Raw genomic sequence first — 15,354 nt, 5'->3', positions numbered from 1 at the left:
CAATGAGCGAATGGCCGTCCGTGCGGACACACCGCGAGATCTGTTACGCCGTAATCCCGGGCTTCCGGCCGCTGCTGCTCGACCTGACGATCCCGCATTCGGATGGGCCGGTCCCGGTGGTCGCGTACGTCCACGGCGGGGCTTTCCGGGTCGGAACCCACACAGCGGGCGGCAATTCGCTGGTACGTGAACTGACCGACGAGCTGCTGCCGCGTGGCATCGCCCTCGCCTCGGTCCAGTACCGGCTCAGCGGCGAGGCCCGGTTCCCGGAGCCGGTGCACGACGTCAAGGCGGCGGTGCGTTGGCTCAAGCTGAACGCCGGCGAGCTCGGCCTGGATCCGTTGCGGGTAGGCGCTTTCGGCGATTCGGCCGGCGGCTATTTCGCCACCGCGCTGGCTACCACAGCCGGAGTCAGCGACCTCGACGGCGAGCTGAACCCGACCGAGCTGGGCAGCGGCATCAAGGCCGCCGTCAGCTGGTACGGGCCCACGCACCTGCCGACCATGCCGCCACTCGGGGCGAAGTCGTTGGGCGGCACCGACCCGGCCGCCTCACCGGAGTCGGAGTTCCTCGGCGCGGTGGTCGCTTCGGTGCCCGACCTCGCCGAGTACGCGAGCCCCGTCAGCCACGTCACGGCCGACGCCGCACCGATCCTGCTGGTGCACGGCACCGATGACGACGGCGTGCCACTCGAGCAGAGCGAGCGTCTGCGGCACGCCTACCTGACGGCCGGCGCGGAAGCGGAGCTGATCGTCGCGCCGGGCGGTGACCACGGTTTCCACACGGTGGATCGATCAGCACTGCTCGCCAGGTCAGCCGACTTCCTCCAGCACCGGCTCGGCGCGTGAGCGCCGCAGGAGCGGGTAACGCCGAGGCAGAACGGCTGCTGCTCGCGGCGGCCCGCAACAACGCGGAGTGGTGTGCTGCGGTGTGCCGGTCGCACGGCCTGGTCACCAGCTTCGACGAGAATGCCTGGTGGAGCGAGGATCCCGCCCCGCAGTACTACCCCGATGCGATCACCCTGCATCGCGAGGCAGGGCCGCACGACGTGTTGCCGAACCTCCGGCAGCGGCCCGGATGTTCGATCAAGGACAGCTTCGGCGCTCTCGACCTGCGCGAGCACGGCTTCGTCGAACTGTTCAGGGCCGACTGGATCTATCGACCGGCAACGCTTCCGGCCCCGAGGATGACGAGACTTCGCACCGAGAACGTCCGCACGCCAGCATCTCTGGCCGAATGGGCACGCGCCTGGAGCGACGATGAGACACCGGCCGACGTCTTCCGCCCGGCGTTGTTGAGGAACGGCGACATCCGGCTGCTGCGAGTGCTCGACGGTGACCGCGTGGTCGGCGGCGCAGCCCTGAACATCGCTGCCGGACTCGTCGGGATCTCGAACGTCTTCGCCGGTCCGGCCGCCATCGACGATGTCTGGCAGGCGGTCGCGACCGCTGCCGCCGACCAGTTCCCCGGGATCGATCTCGTCGGCTACGAGACTGACGGCGATCTGCCGCCAGCAGCGGCGGCCGGCTTCGCCACGATCGGGTCGCTCCGGGTCTGGTTGCGGCAACGATAGCCGGGCCGGCGCGGTTCATCACCGACAACTCCCGCGGATTCGGCGGGCAGGGCGACCGGCCGCGTGACCACGTTCTCCCATGATTGCCAGCGCGGCTTCAACTTCTTATGCATTGGACGGCAGGGTGACCCGCTGGACCTTCAGCGGCTTCCGGCGGATCAGCTGCCGGACACCAGCTTCGATGTCGCCGATCTGGCCCAGGATCACCTTGCCAGGAGTAACACGGTTGTTGATCCACTCGCCTTCGGCCTCAAGCGCGTCCAGCACCATGTCGAACCGATCGCGGGAGATCTACAACCAAGCGAACGCAGCGTCAGCGCTGAGCGGATAAACTCACCCACCACGGTTCGTCGACCTGGGCCGCGCTCGTCGCGGGCCGCCAGTCGCGTCCCGGCCGTCGGGGAGTACAGATGCGTGGTGAGACCGAATCGGCGTGGCCGCTGGCCCGCTTGCGCCTGACCCGCTTCTTCGGCCGGGCCGCCGAGACCGCCGAGGTGCTGGCGCTACTGCGGGGCTCCCGGCTCGTCACCCTGGTGGGCGCACCCGGCGCAGGGAAGACCCGGCTGGCGGCCGAGGTGGCAGACCGGGCCCGGTCGTCATTCTCGGGCGGCCTACGACCGATCAGCCTGGCGGCGGTGTCCGACGACGACGTCGTCCGATCCGTGGCCGACGGGCTGGAGGTCCGCAACGAACGGGCCGCCCGACTGACGGATTCGATCCTGTCCGCGCTGCGACCGACCGAGGTCCTGGTACTGCTGGACAACTGCGAGCACATCACGGCACCCGTCGCCGAGCTGGTGAGCCTGGTCCTGTCCAACTGCCCCGACGTCCGGGTGCTCGCAACCAGTCGGATCCCGCTCGAGGTTCCGGGCGAACAGCTGCACCGCGTCCCGCCGTTGGACGGCGGCTCGGCGGCCGAACTGTTCGTGGATCGGGCTTCGCTGGTGACCGACTTGGTGCTGGATGACGCGGGAGCCGTTACGGTGCAGCAGATCTGCGACCGTCTCGACGGCCTCCCACTGGCGATCGAGCTGGCCGCCAGGCAGACCCGGGTGCTGTCCCTGAACGACCTGCTCGCCAGGCTGGACACCGAGCTCGCGCAGCTGACGGAGCCCCGGTCAACAGCTTCCGGGTCGACGGCTTCCAGGTCGCCGGCCAACGGTTCGACGACCGCCGAGCGCCCGACGATGGCGGCCGCTATCGCCGGGAGCTGCCGGCTGCTGTCGGCCGAACAGAACGACCTGTTCGAGCGGCTGTCGGTGTTCGTCGAGGGCTTCGACCTGCCCGCGGCGGCGGCGGTAGCCGGCCCCGACCTGCCGCTGCTGCCCGACCTGACGGTGCTGGTCGACCACTCCCTGGCACTCGCCGAACCCGCGGGGTCCGCAGCCATGCGCTACCGGATGCTCGAGCCGATCCGGCAGTACGCCGCGGCCCGTCTCGACAAGCGCGGCGACACCGACACGGTCCGGCAACGCCACGCCGCGCATTACCTGCAGGTCGCCCAGCGGGCAGCGGGCAACCTGATGGGAGTGGCCGGCCACCGCTGGTACGGCGAGCTTCGGCGGGCCGAGGCCAATGTGCTGGCCGCGGTCGGCTGGGCCCGCGAACTGACGTCGGATCTCGCACTGCAGCTGGTGACCTGCTTGGGCGGCTACTGGGAGCACCGCGGGTACGTCAACGAGGCCCGCGATCGGATCGCGGGGCTGCTCGACCATGGTGTGCCGTCGCCACGCGCCCGGGCCGAAGCACTTCTGGTGCTCTGCTACTTCGGCTATCGCCAGGGCCGGTACCGCGAGGCACTGGCGCACGCCGACGAGCTGCTGGACATCATGCGCGAGCTCGGTGACGACGACGGGGTGGCGCGGGGGTTGCGGGCCCGCGGCATGGTCGCCGCCGGCGCCGGGGACGGGGCACTCGCCGTCGCCTCCGCCGAGCGGAGCGTGCAGATGTTCGCCGCGCTCGGCGACCGGCACGGACAGGCCTGGTCCTGCACGGTGCTGGGCCTGTCCCATTTCGTCGCCGGGGACGTCGACCGGGGCGCCGAGGCACACACCACTGCTCTGGACCTGCTTCGCGCCGCCGGCGAGGCGCCGGCGGTCTCCCGCCGGGCCCACATCGGGCTGACGTTCGCCGCGTGGAGTCGACGGGATGTCGCGGCCCACCGCCGGCACCTCGAGGCTTCGATCACTGACCTGCGCCTGATCGGCGCCCTCGACGGCGACACCGAGTGGATCTGGTCGGGCGCGTCGCTGGCCCGCAGCGAGGGCCGGATGACGGCGGCGCTGCGGCTCGGCGGCGCCGCCAGGGTCCGGGGGCGACGCGGGAGCGTACTGCCGCCGGTCGCCGAAGCCGTTGCCAGCGAGGCGATGACCGCGGCGGAGGCAACGCTTGGGCCGCGGCTGGCGCAACAGCTGCTGGCCGCCGGCGCCACCCTGACCATCGACGAAGCGGTCGCCACGGCGTTGGCACCGCCGTCGGTGGACGACTCGCCGCTCTCGGCCCGCGAATGGGAGGTCGCGCGATTGACCGGCCAGGGACTCAACAATGCCGAGATCGCCCGGCGCCTCGTCATCTCCCGTCGCACCGTCGAGTCGCACCTGGAGCACATCCGGGAGAAGCTGAAGCTCACCAGCCGCTACGAGCTGATGGCCTGGGCGCTCGCCGAGCGATCATCGGGTTCAGGAACCGCCGAAAGATCCGTGTAATTACCGATGTGCCCGGCGCTTCGCCCGGCGCAGGCTCGAATGCATGACGAAAGCGCATGCCACCGAACAACAACCCGATACCGAATACCTGTTCGACACCGGCTCCGACGCGGGTGCCGAGCACATGGACCTGCTCAGCCGACTGTTCGACCGGCACAGCTTCGGCGTGCTGGAGCCGGTCTCGATCCGGGCCGGCCAACGGTGCCTCGACCTCGGTGCCGGTGGTGGTTCCGTCACCCGCTGGTTGGCCGACCGGGTCGGCCCCGCCGGCGAGGTCGTCGCGATCGACATCGACACCACCCGGCTCGCCACGGGACCGGGGATCACCGTCCATCGGCACGACATCAACGACGGGCTGACGGGGCCGCTGGCCGGCCCGTACGACCTGATCCATGCGCGACTGATGCTGATGCATCTACCGCGGCGCGACCAGATCTTGACCGGACTCGTCGACGCCCTGGCCCCGGGCGGCACGCTGGTCGTCGGGGACGTCAGCGGACGACCGCTGACGGTGCTGTCCGCCGGCGACGCCCGCGACCTCGCGGTCTGGGAGCGGATCCAGTACCTGTCGCATGAGGTGGTGAGTCCGGCCGGCGGCATCGACTTCGGCTGGGCGCACCGGATCAACGAGGCGATGATCGGCGCCGGACTGGTCGACATCGAGGGCGTCGAGGTCTCGCACACGGTGTCCGGCGGAACTCCGGGAGCCCTGCTGCACGCAGTCCTGAACCAGCAGGCACACAACCAGCTGCTCGCCGCCGGGGCCGAGCCGTGGGAGCTGGCGCGCTACCAGGAACTGGCCAGGGATCCGCAGTTCCGGACCTGGTTCTATCAGTTCGTCTGCCTGCGAGGACGGCGCTCGTGCTGACCGCAGCGGACGGACGCGAGGACCCCGCATGTCCGGGGCCGGAGGATTGGCCGCTTTCGTCGGAATGACAGTGCTGGTACTGGCGGTGCCGGGACCGTCGGTGATGTACGTGGTCGCGCGGAGCCTGTCGCAGGGTCGCCGGGCCGGCCTCTGGTCGGTCCTCGGCCTCGAGGCCGGGCTGCTCGTGCACGTGTGCGCGTCGGCCGTCGGCCTGTCCTCGGCCCTGGCCGCATCCGAGCACGGCTACGACGCGGTGCGCATCGCCGGTGCCGGCTACCTGGTCTACCTGGCGGTCCGCCAGTTCGGCGCCCGGGCCGAGGCGGGCACGCTGACCCTGAAGTTGGGGCCGGTGGCCACCCCCGCCCGGTGGATCCGGGACGGCTTCTTCGTCGACGTGCTCAACCCGAAGACCTGCCTGTTCTTCCTGGCTTTCCTCCCGCAGTTCGTCGATCCGGCCGGCGGCGCCCCGACGCTGCAGCTGTTGCTGTTGGGGGCGGCGGTGATTCCCGTTGCTGCGCTCTGCGATGGCGGCTACGCGGTGCTGGCCGGGAGTCTGCGGCAGCGACTGCTGGGATCGGCCCGGTTCCAACGGCGCCTCAACCTCGTCACCGGCGGCGTTTACGTTCTGCTCGCCGGCGGCGCGCTGCTGGGGTGAGCGCCGGAGCGCCGGAGCCATCGAAGGCCGTTCCCTGCGCGGTGAGGCAATTCTCATCCCTGACGTGCGGCGGGCCTCACATCTTTGGCGGCTGGATCGTCAGACCCGGGAAGCTGTCGATCGAACCCGAACACGGGAAGTCGACGCGGCTGTGCAAACTCCAGTCAACCGTTTGAGCGAAGGCAGCCACCTATGACTATCTCATCTCACACCTTGCACCTCACCGTCGCCGGAGCTGACGCCGCCTCGCGCTGGTACGCGGCCGCGTTCGGGGCGATCGAGCTGGCTCGGATCCAACTCCCCGGCGACAAGCTCATCCACGTTCAGCTCCAGATCGGCGACCTTCGCGTCACCCTGGCCGATGAGTTTCCCGAGCTGGAGTCGTTCGGCCCAGCGCACTTCGGCGGAACCTACGGCGCCACCTATCTCCACGTCGACGACGTCGACGCGGCCTGGGAGCGCGCGATCTCGGCCGGCGCCGAGACCGTTCGTCCGGTCGCAGATGCATTCTGGGGGGAACGGGAGGGCCAGTTGCGCGATCCGTTCGGCCATCGATGGGGGCTGACCGAACACCTGCTGGACATCGCCCTGGACGAGTTGCAGCGGCGCGCAACCGCCGCATTCTCTGGCGAAGGCCTGCACTGAACGCGCGGCCTGGCAGGCTCACTTTTGAAGTCATCGACATCCACGATGGGATGCGGGCCAGGCGTGCCACACCTGACGGCTCACGTTCTCGAATCCAACTGCTCGGAAACGAATCCACGCTCATCGGCGCCCTCACCGACGCCGTGGTCGAGGCAATTCCTGCGCCGCCTCAACCTCAAGGCCGGCGGCTCAGGACGAGTCGCGCAGCTGCGACAGTCGCGGTGATGGAGCCGACGCGATTGCCACCAGGGTCAGAATGACGACTCCTGCCGCGACCAGAACGATCATTCGCCACGGCACGGCGAGTGGGATGTCCGTCTCCAGCAGCCGCAGCCAGGCAACAGCCAAGCCGCAGATCGCACCGATGCCCGCTCCGGCGAGCACCGGGACCAAGCTTGCGGTAACTCCGATGCCCTTGACCGCCCGGCGGCTCATCCCCAGCATTCCCAGCTGGTCGCCGGTACGCCGGCGTTCTCGCAGCGTCATCAGGGTGACCCCGATCGCGGTCAGCAAGGCAAGGATGGCGCCGAGCAGGACGGCGAACTGGCTGAAGCCGTCCAGCACCTCGGTGGGCGGCTCGTCAACCGTGACATCACGGCCGGCGACGAGATGCGCGATGGCGACCGCCCGAACCGCAGCAAGCCGGTCGGTCGGTGCCGTTGTTCGGTATCTCTGCACTGTCCCGGTCAGACCTTCGACGGCCTGTGCTGACGCCAGTACAACGGCGGCGGAGACGCCAGCAGGGAGCACGCCATCGGCGTGAACCGCTGTAGCGGTGCGCATTGGCTTGCCGTCGGGAGAAAGCAGCTGTGTCCGGTCCCGGCTGCTGGGCCAGGCAGCCGTGGAGGCCAGAACGAGGATGGACCCGGCATGCAGTGCTTGTGTGTCGCGCCCGGCAGGCTGATAGGAAGTGAGCGGCTGAACGTCCGCCACCGAATCCACCACGAGCACGTCGAGATGATTATCGCCGGTGGCGATCGACCAACAGCCGCGGTACTTGCGATCTGACAGGCATTTGCTCGGAACTATCGGCGCCCCTGCGGCGGTCCGCAGCGCTGCCAGCGCCGCGCCGTCGAGCGCCTGGCCGTGGGTATTGATATCGATCTGCCCGATCGGCACGGTAGGTGTCCGGGCGGCCAGGTTCCGATCGAACGAAGACTGTGCGCTGGTGCCGATTCCGATCGGTAGGCACACTCCGGCCATGACCACGGCCGCTACGACGATCGATCGTCCGCGGTCCCTGCTGGCCAGCCAGCCGCTGAGCCGGCCGATCAGGCCGACACGCGACAGCAGCCACGCCAGTCCCCCGATCAGATCCCTCGCTGTCGCCGAGAGCAGGACCATCACCGCCAAAACAGCGACGATTGCTCCGAGCGGTCCATCGCGCAGAAAGACCACGGCGACCACGGCTACAGCCAGTGCGACAGCTTGCACGCCACGCCGCGCGGCCACTCGTTCGGCGACGGTGGGAACACTGTCGGTCACCGGCCGTGCGGCCACGCCGTTGGCGATTCCGGCTGCCACGACCCGGCTGACGATCGCGCCAGCAAGCGCGGTCGCACCTGCCACCACCGCGAGTAACACACCGGCACCGCTGACTCCGATCCGTGCGGGCGACACCATTTCCCGGTCTAGGGCCGACGCCAACAAACTCCCCATAATGGGACCGGCCAGAGCGCCGATGAGGACACCGAGCACGGCCCCGATGAGTGCCACCAGCAAGGACGCAGCGGTCACCACGATACGAATCCGTGCCGGAGACAATCCGAGCGCTGCGAGAACGGAGAGGTCGGTCTGCAGCCTGCGCAAGCCGAGCATGAATCCGCCCGCGATCACGAAGGTCAACAACACGACCAACGGGATCGCCACCAGCAATGGTTGCTGTACGTAGAACGGATCTCCGGCCGCCAACGTGGCCGCAATGACGGAGCCACCACCTAGAACCTGAGGATCAAACTGAGCATCAGACGCGCCGCGGTCCAGGTAGAGCGTCCGAAAGGGAAACAAGGAACCCCGAACCAGGGCAGGGCTGCGCAATGTCGACCATGTGCCCTCGCCAGCCAGGATGAAGTTGCCGCTGACCGCCCTGCGGTGAACAAATGTTCCGACGACAACAGCAGGATGTGCGCGATCGTGCGCAAGAAGCACGGTATCCCCAACTGCGACACCAAGCTCTTGTGAGAGGCTGGTGCTGAGGGCGACACTGCCACTCGCCGTCGGGAACTTGCCATTAGTCATCCGGTAGATTTCGGCTGTTCCCATATTTGACCATGGTGCCTCGAAGTACCTAACTTCGTCACCGCCGGACGGCGACGTGACCGGAAGATTCATCACATCGAGCATGGAGGCAGCGAGTACCGCCGCCCCTCCGAGCTTGGAGTTAAGGTCCTTGGGGACTGCTCGTTCACCGATGGAGGCAGCGTAGTCGTGTCCTCCAGTTGTCAGTTCCGACTTCTGCTCCGCAGTGGTGACAACACCGTTCGCTCCCGCGACGGCGGCCACCGTGAGCGCCAACGGAACCGCGATCAACGTCGCCGCCAAGAGCGTTCGCCAAGACCCGGCAAGTGTCACCCTGACGATCAACAGCCGCCACAGGCGCACCGGCACGATCACACCACCGACGGCGCGACGACCCGACCATCGGTGATCGCGACCACGCGATCACCATGTCCGGCAACGGCGTCATCGTGAGTCGCGACCACAACGGCAGCACCAGCATCCCGGGCACGCAGAAGTGCAGCAACCACCTCGGCGCTCGTCCGGCTGTCCAGCGCCCCCGTCGGCTCATCGGCCAGCACCACAGGTTTGCCCGACGCAATCGCCCGAGCTACAGCCACACGTTGCCGTTGCCCACCGGACAGCTCTCCCGGGTATCGATCAGCAAGCTGATCGATACCCACCGAGGCCAGCGCTACTCCCGCCTTCTCCCGCGCCGATGCCGGATCAACACCGAGCAACTCGACCGCGAGGGCGACGTTTTCGCCGACGCGCAGCATGCTCAACAGGTTGAACTCCTGAAACACCAGGCTGGCGCATCGTCGCCGATAGTCAGCACGCTGACTCTCGCTTGCCGCCACCAGGTCAACTCCGCAGGAGGTCACGCACCCATCCTGTGGCGACAACAACCCGGCGATGATGTTGATCAGTGTCGACTTCCCGCTGCCCGAGACACCCTGGAGCACTACCATTTCACCGGCCGAAACCTCAAGGTCAACACCGTCGAGCGCCGCAACTTGCTCCGCAGCTGTCGTATAGCGAAGGCTTACACCCCGAAGAACGATTCGAAAGGCAGAAGCTGATACCGTCTGCACGTACTCAGCAGACCGTTGCACTGTGATAAACGCGCATCACAGAGGCTTCGTCATTGAAGTCATAGCCCACGTTGGAAACGCGATTGCCTGTACTGACGCAAACGTATGCCGATCCCGGGAGATCCTTGTACCACATGGTGTCGCCGCCGGTATTGCTGTGCCGGTTTCCGATGGAACTGGTCTTATCGTTGGCGACGTCCGGGAAGTTGCTCGAATCGTCATGATGAGGATCTCCGAAGCATCTTTGCCCCCCCCCGACGGAAGGCGGTTGTCATCAGAATCACACGGCGGGTCGGGGCTGTCAATACCCTGGCCTCGCCTACGTTGAGCCGGTGGCCGGAATGCCCGCCCGATGTGGTAGGCGAGCTCGACTTGACCCGAGATACAGCAGGTAACGAACAAGCCGAGGACCCAGTTCCGCAACGCCCACCCGCCGACCGATGCGATCCCGGTCGTGTGTGGCGGATCGGGGGAGAGTCTGCTGGTCTAGCGTCAGGGGCAGCTATCGACGAAGGTGAGCAGCCATGACAGAGCCCATCCGCAGAGTTGTCGTCACCTCCCCCGGCGTGATCGAGGTGACCACCGCCGACAAGCCGGTCCCAGGACCCGACGAGGCGCTGGTGCAGATGACCGTCAGCGGCGTCTGCGGGTCGGATACGCACGCCGCCCACGGCCGACATCCGTTCGTGCCCTTGCCGTATCGACCCGGGCACGAAGTGGTCGGCGTGGTCACCGAGGTCGGCGGTGACGTCACCGCGGTGACGGCCGGACAGCGGGTCACGGTCGAACCGACCCTGCCGTGCTGGCACTGCAAGATGTGCACCACCGGCCGCAGCAACCTGTGCGAGAACCTGCAGTTCTTCGGCTGCGGTTACTCGCAGGGCGGGATGGCCGACTTCTTTACGATCCCGGCCAACCGGCTGCACGTGATACCCGACGACCTGGACGACGAGCATGCAGCGCTGATCGAGCCGCTGTCCACCCCGGTGCACGCGGTGCGGCTGGCCGGTGACGTCGCAGGCAAGACCGTGGTGATCATCGGCGCCGGCACCATCGGCCTGCTGGTGCTGGCCGCCGCCCGGCACGCCGGGGCCGGCCGGATCGTGATGACGGACATGTTGCCCAGCAAGCGGGATCGGGCGGCCCGGCTGGGCGCCGATGCGGTGATCGACGGCGGCCGCGCCGACGTGGTCGAGGCGGTCCGGGCCGAACTCGGCGAGAGTGCCGACGTGGTCTTCGACTGCGTCGCGATCCAACCCACCGTCGACCAGGCGATCGCGCTGGCGCTGAAAGCGGGCACTGTGGTGATTGTCGGCGTGCCGGCGGCGCCAGTCACCGTTCCGCTGCCGCAGATCCAGGACCAGCAGGTCCGGATCCAGGGCAGCGCAACGTATCTGCCGCAGGACTACGCCACCTCCATCGAGATCATCAGGGCCGGCGGGGTGTCCGCTGCCGACATGATCACCAGCCGGTTCCCGCTGGACCGGGTGGCCGAGGCGTTCGCCGCCTCCTCCGGCGGCGAAGAGGTGAAAGTGCTCGTCACACGTGAATGACCGGTGGTCCGCCAACGAGTTCGAGCACATCGAAGTCTGCGTCCTGGGTGATCACCGACAGGCCGTTCGCAGCGGCGACGGCCGCGATCCACAGGTCGTTGACGTTGATCCGGCGCCCGATCTCGTGAACACGCACCCGCAGCGTCGCCCATTCGGCGGCAGCGGCAGCATCGATCGGGAGCGGCTCCAAGGCCGCCACCGAGTCAAGTGTCGCCAGCCGGCGAGCACGTGTCGAAGTATCGGCCGCAGCCAAAACCCCGGCCTGCAGTTCGGCAATCGTCACGACGCTGACGAACACCTCGTCGGGCAGCAGCTCGCCCCGGATCGCACGGCCCGACTCAGCTCCGATGAAGACGCTGGTATCAGCTAGGCCCTTGACCGGCCCGCCAGTCACCTGAGCGGGTCGAGATCGTCGGTGGTATCCCCTGCCAGCACGGCGAGATCGTCACGCAAGGCTGGATCTGCCTGATGCCGTGCGAGCAGTTCGATCAGGTCCTGCTTCGTGATCGACGGGCGCCGCCCGTGGCGAACCCTGGTGATCACCGCGACTGGCGCGCCATTGACCGTCACCGTCACCGCGGCGCCCTCGGAGACTTGCCGTAACACCTCGGCGGTGTGATTCCGCAGTTCACGAGAGGCAACTACTGTCATGCGCGCAATCGTAGCACTCTGCGCGCACCCGGGCACGAGGGGACGCTCTCGGTCACGCCTCAGCGGCCCCGCGCCCAGGTCGCCCGATAACGGAAGCTGTCCGGCTGGGCCATCGGCAGCCGATCCGGGCGGGAGTCCGGGCAACGGCCGGTCAGCCGGCTCGGACGAGTCGCTCCGCGAACAGCAGCACGCCGATGACGATCATCGCCGCGCCCGACAGCAGCGACACGCGGCGGGCGACCGCTGGCCGGGTCCGCAGAATCGCGCCGGCGCCGGCGCCCAGCACCGAGTAGAAGACTCCGCAAGTGCCGACGAACACCAGCCCGAGGACACCGAACTGCAGCGGTGCCGGCCAGCCCGCGGTGCGGGTGAACTGCGGCAGCATCGCCAAAAAGACCAGCACGCCCTTGGGATTCAACGCACTCACGCCGACCCCGCTGAGCACCAGTCGCCAGCGCGACGACGTCGATCGCTCCGTCGAATCATGCTGGATCGCAGCGGGTCTCGTCAGCGTCCTGGTGCCGAGATAGACGAGGTAGGCGGCTCCGACGATGGTCAGAACGGTGAGCACCGCCGGGACCCCGGCGACCACCGCACCGACGCCGCCGGCAACCACCCCGGTGAGCAGCAGGTACCCGAGCATCAGGCCGCCGACGGCCGGCGTCACGGTCCGCTCGCGCAACCCGACCGCGAGAACGAAGGCCCAATCGGGGCCCGGCACCACGATCAACAGCAGCGCGACACCCCAGAAGGCGAACACCAGCCTCGGATCCATATCGCGTCATCGCCTTCGTAAGAGGTAGCCCTGAAGGAAAAGCTATGCCGGAAGGGGCCGAAGGAGGTTCCGATCTCTGGACGATTTCGGAGTCGGCGTGGAAGAATCCACTACGTGGACGCCATCGATCGGAAAATTCTTGCCATCCTGCAGGATGACGGGCGGATCACTGTCACCGAGCTGGCTGCCAAGGTTCGGCTGAGCGTGTCGCCCTGCCACCGGCGGTTGCGTGACCTGGAGAGATCCGGAGCGATCCGCGGCTACCGCGCCGTGCTGGATCCGGCCGCCGTCGGCCTGACCTTCGAGGCACTGGTGTTCGTCACCATGAGGCAGGAGGACCGGGACACCCTGCTCGGGTTCGAGGCGGCGCTCACCGAGGTGCCGAATGTCGTGCAGGCGCAACGACTCTTCGGCGATCCGGACTACCTGCTGCGGATCTTGACCGCCGACCTCGCCGGCTATCAGCAGCTCGAGGACGACACCCTGTCGGCGTTGCCGGGGGTGCAGCGGCTGAACTCCACCCTGGTAATGAAGCAGGTCGTCGCCGATCGCTCGCTGCCCACCTGAGCCGGGCGGGCCGCCCGGTCAGGTCGTCGTCGTCAGACCGACCAGGTCGGCACTCAACCGCCAGAGACGCCGTCCGGCCGCCTCGTCGTAGCTCCGCTCGGACGATCGCCTGGGCTTGCCGTTCACGAAGAACCGGCCCGTCACACCCGTCAGTTCCGGTGACGACGCCAGCTGGATCGAGGTGGCCGCCCCGCCCGTCGGCGACTTCATGAAGGGCCGCAGGATCGGCACCATGAGGCGCTGCACGGTGCCCGGATCTCCGGCTCCGAAAGAGGTGCTCACCATGCCGGGGTGCAGCGCGTTGGCGGTAACCGCGCTTGCCGGCAGCCTCCTGGCCAGTTCGTAGTTGAACAGCAGGTTGGCCAGCTTGGACTGGTTGTAGGCCCTGGCGCCGGAATAGTTCTGCTCGCCCTGGAGGTCGTCGAATGCCACGCGCCCCAACGACTGAGCATTGCTCGACACCATGACCACCCGGGCCGGGGCGCTGCCCGTCAGCCGCTCGAGGAGCAGGTTGGTGAGCAGGAATGGCGCAAGGTGATTGATCGCGAAGGTGCGCTCCAGCCCGTCAGCGGTGATGTGTCTGGTGTTCCAGTACCCGCCGACGTTGTTGATCAGCACGTCGATGCGGTCCAGCCGGTCCAGGACCTCAGCGGCCAGCCGCCGCACCTGCGCCTGATCCGACAGGTCGCCGACGAACACGTCGACCCGACCGCTGCCGACCTGCTGGATCTCCCGTGCCGCGTCCTGCGCCCGGCCCGGATTCCGGCCGATGATCGCGACGTCCGCTCCCATGCCGGCCAGGCCCAGGGCGGTCGCCCGGCCGATGCCGTTGCTGCCACCCGTCACCAACACGGCGCGGCCGGCCATCGAGTCGGACCGGATCTGTTGCCGGCTCACGACATCGCCGTGCCCATCGGCAGGACGGCGATAGCGACCTTTGCTCGGACGTTGCCTGCTTCGAGGTGACGCAGTGCGTCGGGCACTTCCTCCAGCGGGTAGGTCCGCTCGATGCTGGGGATCACTGTGCCGGCCTGCAGGTAGGTCGCGAGCCTTTCGAAGTCGCCGGCTCGCTCCTTCGCCAGGATGCTGGTCAGCCGCTGCCGGGAGAACAGCGACGTTGCCCTGGCCCGCAGTTGCCGCCCGATGGTGCCGCCGGTCCAGTCGCCGCCGTCTTCGCCGCCCACCAGGACCAGGGTGCCGTTGGGCGCGAGCGCCCGGCGTAGCCGCTGCAGCTTCGGCAACCCGGCGATATCCAGGATCAGGTCGTAGCGGTGACCGGTGTCGGCGAAGTCTTCCCGGGTGTAGTCGACGACGTGAGTGGCACCCAGGGAGCGCACCAGGTCGAGCTTCGGGGTGCTGCAGACGCCGGTGACCACGGCCCCGATCGCCGCGGCCAACTGCACGGCATAGCTGCCGACGCCGCCGGACGCGCCGGTGATCAGCACTCGCTGGCCCGGTTCCACCCGGCCGGTGTCGACCAGTGCCTGCAGCGCGGTGATCGCCGAAACCCCCACCACCGCAGCCTGTTCGAAGGTCAGGCTCGCCGGCTTGCGGGCGATCTTGTCTGACCGGGCCGCGGCGAACTCGGCGAACGCGCCCCTGGCGATCCCGAATACTTCGTCACCGACAGCAAACCCGGTGACGGCAGGGCCGGTCGCCACCACGGTGCCGGCGACGTCCTGTCCGGGCACCCGGTTCTTCGGGCGCCGCAGGCCGAATGCCAGCCGCAGCAGGTACGGCCTGCCCGTCATCAGGTGCCACACCCCCCGGTTCACCCCGGCGGCCCGCACCCGCAGCAGTACCTCGCCGGCGCCGAACTCAGGTCGGGCGGTCCGCACCGACCGCAGCACATCGGCGGAGCCGTAGCGGTCCTGGACGATCGCCCGCATGGTCGACCCGGCCTGCTCGACCACGTCGGAAACGGCCTCGGGCCGCACCGTGCGATCCATTGCTGTCATGACTGGTGTCCCTTCGGTCGGCGGGGCGTACCTGCCGTACTAAGTAAGGGACGATACAGTACTTAGTACGAATTGGCGATGGTCGAGGAGAAG

Annotated in this window: 16 protein-coding genes; 8 read left to right on the top strand and 8 right to left on the bottom strand. The window is 68.2% G+C overall.

The genetic code is table 11. The annotated features are described in order from the left end of the window. Nucleotides 1-2 precede the first annotated feature (2 nt). Both K340_RS29355 and K340_RS0111480 read left to right on the top strand, forming a co-directional pair. Entirely contained in the window at nucleotides 3-848 is an 846-nt protein-coding gene (locus K340_RS29355) for an alpha/beta hydrolase (protein ID WP_037364040.1), read from the top strand. Beyond that, nucleotides 845-1,573 (top strand): hypothetical protein, encoded by a 729-nt coding sequence (locus K340_RS0111480; RefSeq protein WP_051265888.1) that lies wholly within the window; start codon nucleotides 845-847, stop codon nucleotides 1,571-1,573. The genes K340_RS29355 and K340_RS0111480 overlap by 4 nt, the downstream gene beginning before the upstream one ends. Before the next feature lie 105 nt (nucleotides 1,574-1,678). Here K340_RS0111480 and K340_RS35850 read toward each other — a convergent pair whose 3' ends face one another. After that, nucleotides 1,679-1,843, bottom strand: a complete 165-nt coding sequence (locus K340_RS35850) for a hypothetical protein (protein WP_154674202.1) — start codon at nucleotides 1,841-1,843, stop codon at nucleotides 1,679-1,681. Between the two features lie 140 nt (nucleotides 1,844-1,983). Here K340_RS35850 and K340_RS0111470 point away from each other — a divergent pair, with 140 nt between their 5' ends. The 4 genes from K340_RS0111470 (at nucleotide 1,984) to K340_RS0111455 (ending at nucleotide 6,446) form a co-directional block, all read left to right on the top strand. Then, a complete protein-coding gene (locus K340_RS0111470) occupies nucleotides 1,984-4,278 on the top strand; it encodes an ATP-binding protein (RefSeq protein ID WP_029136816.1) in 2,295 nt (764 codons plus the stop codon). A gap of 43 nt (nucleotides 4,279-4,321) precedes the next feature. Beyond that, nucleotides 4,322-5,146, top strand: coding sequence for a class I SAM-dependent methyltransferase (locus K340_RS29350; RefSeq protein ID WP_051265885.1), 825 nt, complete (start codon nucleotides 4,322-4,324; stop codon nucleotides 5,144-5,146). A 28-nt stretch (nucleotides 5,147-5,174) separates the two neighbouring features. Next, complete coding sequence (locus K340_RS0111460; RefSeq protein WP_051265882.1) at nucleotides 5,175-5,801, top strand: LysE family translocator; 627 nt, start codon at nucleotides 5,175-5,177, stop codon at nucleotides 5,799-5,801. Between the two features lie 192 nt (nucleotides 5,802-5,993). Continuing rightward, nucleotides 5,994-6,446, top strand: coding sequence for a VOC family protein (locus tag K340_RS0111455; protein ID WP_029136814.1), 453 nt, complete (start codon nucleotides 5,994-5,996; stop codon nucleotides 6,444-6,446). Between the two features lie 189 nt (nucleotides 6,447-6,635). On the opposite strand, the gene K340_RS0111450 is transcribed toward K340_RS0111455, so the two are convergent. Then, complete coding sequence (locus K340_RS0111450) at nucleotides 6,636-9,053, bottom strand: ABC transporter permease (RefSeq protein ID WP_161632092.1); 2,418 nt, start codon at nucleotides 9,051-9,053, stop codon at nucleotides 6,636-6,638. Nucleotides 9,054-9,055: 2 nt separating this feature from the next. Then, on the bottom strand, nucleotides 9,056-9,757 hold the full coding sequence (locus K340_RS0111445; RefSeq protein ID WP_037364272.1) for an ABC transporter ATP-binding protein: 702 nt from the start codon (nucleotides 9,755-9,757) through the stop codon (nucleotides 9,056-9,058). A gap of 524 nt (nucleotides 9,758-10,281) precedes the next feature. On the opposite strand from K340_RS0111445, the gene K340_RS0111440 reads away from it, so the two are divergent. Then, on the top strand, nucleotides 10,282-11,310 hold the full coding sequence (locus K340_RS0111440) for a zinc-dependent alcohol dehydrogenase (protein WP_037364038.1): 1,029 nt from the start codon (nucleotides 10,282-10,284) through the stop codon (nucleotides 11,308-11,310). Here K340_RS0111440 and K340_RS0111435 read toward each other — a convergent pair. The 3 genes from K340_RS0111435 to K340_RS0111425 all read right to left on the bottom strand — a co-directional run bounded on the left by K340_RS0111435 (nucleotide 11,297) and on the right by K340_RS0111425 (nucleotide 12,736). Beyond that, nucleotides 11,297-11,704 (bottom strand): type II toxin-antitoxin system VapC family toxin, encoded by a 408-nt coding sequence (locus K340_RS0111435; RefSeq protein ID WP_029136810.1) that lies wholly within the window; start codon nucleotides 11,702-11,704, stop codon nucleotides 11,297-11,299. The genes K340_RS0111440 and K340_RS0111435 overlap by 14 nt on opposite strands. Next, nucleotides 11,701-11,961, bottom strand: coding sequence for a type II toxin-antitoxin system Phd/YefM family antitoxin (locus K340_RS0111430; RefSeq protein WP_029136809.1), 261 nt, complete (start codon nucleotides 11,959-11,961; stop codon nucleotides 11,701-11,703). The genes K340_RS0111435 and K340_RS0111430 overlap by 4 nt, the downstream gene beginning before the upstream one ends. Before the next feature lie 151 nt (nucleotides 11,962-12,112). Further along, nucleotides 12,113-12,736, bottom strand: a complete 624-nt coding sequence (locus K340_RS0111425; RefSeq protein ID WP_029136808.1) for a LysE family translocator — start codon at nucleotides 12,734-12,736, stop codon at nucleotides 12,113-12,115. Between the two features lie 114 nt (nucleotides 12,737-12,850). Between K340_RS0111425 and K340_RS0111420 the strand changes: the two genes are divergently transcribed. Then, nucleotides 12,851-13,303: an Lrp/AsnC family transcriptional regulator gene (locus K340_RS0111420; RefSeq protein ID WP_029136807.1), complete on the top strand. Its 453-nt coding sequence runs from the start codon at nucleotides 12,851-12,853 to the stop codon at nucleotides 13,301-13,303. Between the two features lie 18 nt (nucleotides 13,304-13,321). Here K340_RS0111420 and K340_RS0111415 read toward each other — a convergent pair whose 3' ends face one another. After that, complete coding sequence (locus tag K340_RS0111415; protein ID WP_245599528.1) at nucleotides 13,322-14,200, bottom strand: SDR family oxidoreductase; 879 nt, start codon at nucleotides 14,198-14,200, stop codon at nucleotides 13,322-13,324. Then, nucleotides 14,197-15,252 (bottom strand): NAD(P)-dependent alcohol dehydrogenase, encoded by a 1,056-nt coding sequence (locus K340_RS0111410; protein WP_407662220.1) that lies wholly within the window; start codon nucleotides 15,250-15,252, stop codon nucleotides 14,197-14,199. The genes K340_RS0111415 and K340_RS0111410 overlap by 4 nt, the downstream gene beginning before the upstream one ends. Nucleotides 15,253-15,354: the final 102 nt, after the last annotated feature.

Source organism: Nakamurella lactea DSM 19367 (assembly GCF_000426645.1).
Lineage (GTDB): Bacteria > Actinomycetota > Actinomycetes > Mycobacteriales > Nakamurellaceae > Nakamurella > Nakamurella lactea.
This window is presented reverse-complemented; position numbering and strand designations above follow the sequence as displayed.

Coding starts and splice junctions, on each gene's coding strand:
- K340_RS29355 (WP_037364040.1), top strand. CDS start 3: ATGAGCGAATGGCCGTCCGTGCGGACACACCGCGAGATCTGTTACGCC.
- K340_RS35850 (WP_154674202.1), bottom strand. CDS start 1,843: ATGGTGCTGGACGCGCTTGAGGCCGAAGGCGAGTGGATCAACAACCGT.
- K340_RS0111470 (WP_029136816.1), top strand. CDS start 1,984: ATGCGTGGTGAGACCGAATCGGCGTGGCCGCTGGCCCGCTTGCGCCTG.
- K340_RS29350 (WP_051265885.1), top strand. CDS start 4,322: ATGACGAAAGCGCATGCCACCGAACAACAACCCGATACCGAATACCTG.
- K340_RS0111460 (WP_051265882.1), top strand. CDS start 5,175: ATGTCCGGGGCCGGAGGATTGGCCGCTTTCGTCGGAATGACAGTGCTG.
- K340_RS0111455 (WP_029136814.1), top strand. CDS start 5,994: ATGACTATCTCATCTCACACCTTGCACCTCACCGTCGCCGGAGCTGAC.
- K340_RS0111440 (WP_037364038.1), top strand. CDS start 10,282: ATGACAGAGCCCATCCGCAGAGTTGTCGTCACCTCCCCCGGCGTGATC.
- K340_RS0111430 (WP_029136809.1), bottom strand. CDS start 11,961: ATGACAGTAGTTGCCTCTCGTGAACTGCGGAATCACACCGCCGAGGTG.
- K340_RS0111425 (WP_029136808.1), bottom strand. CDS start 12,736: ATGGATCCGAGGCTGGTGTTCGCCTTCTGGGGTGTCGCGCTGCTGTTG.
- K340_RS0111410 (WP_407662220.1), bottom strand. CDS start 15,252: ATGGATCGCACGGTGCGGCCCGAGGCCGTTTCCGACGTGGTCGAGCAG.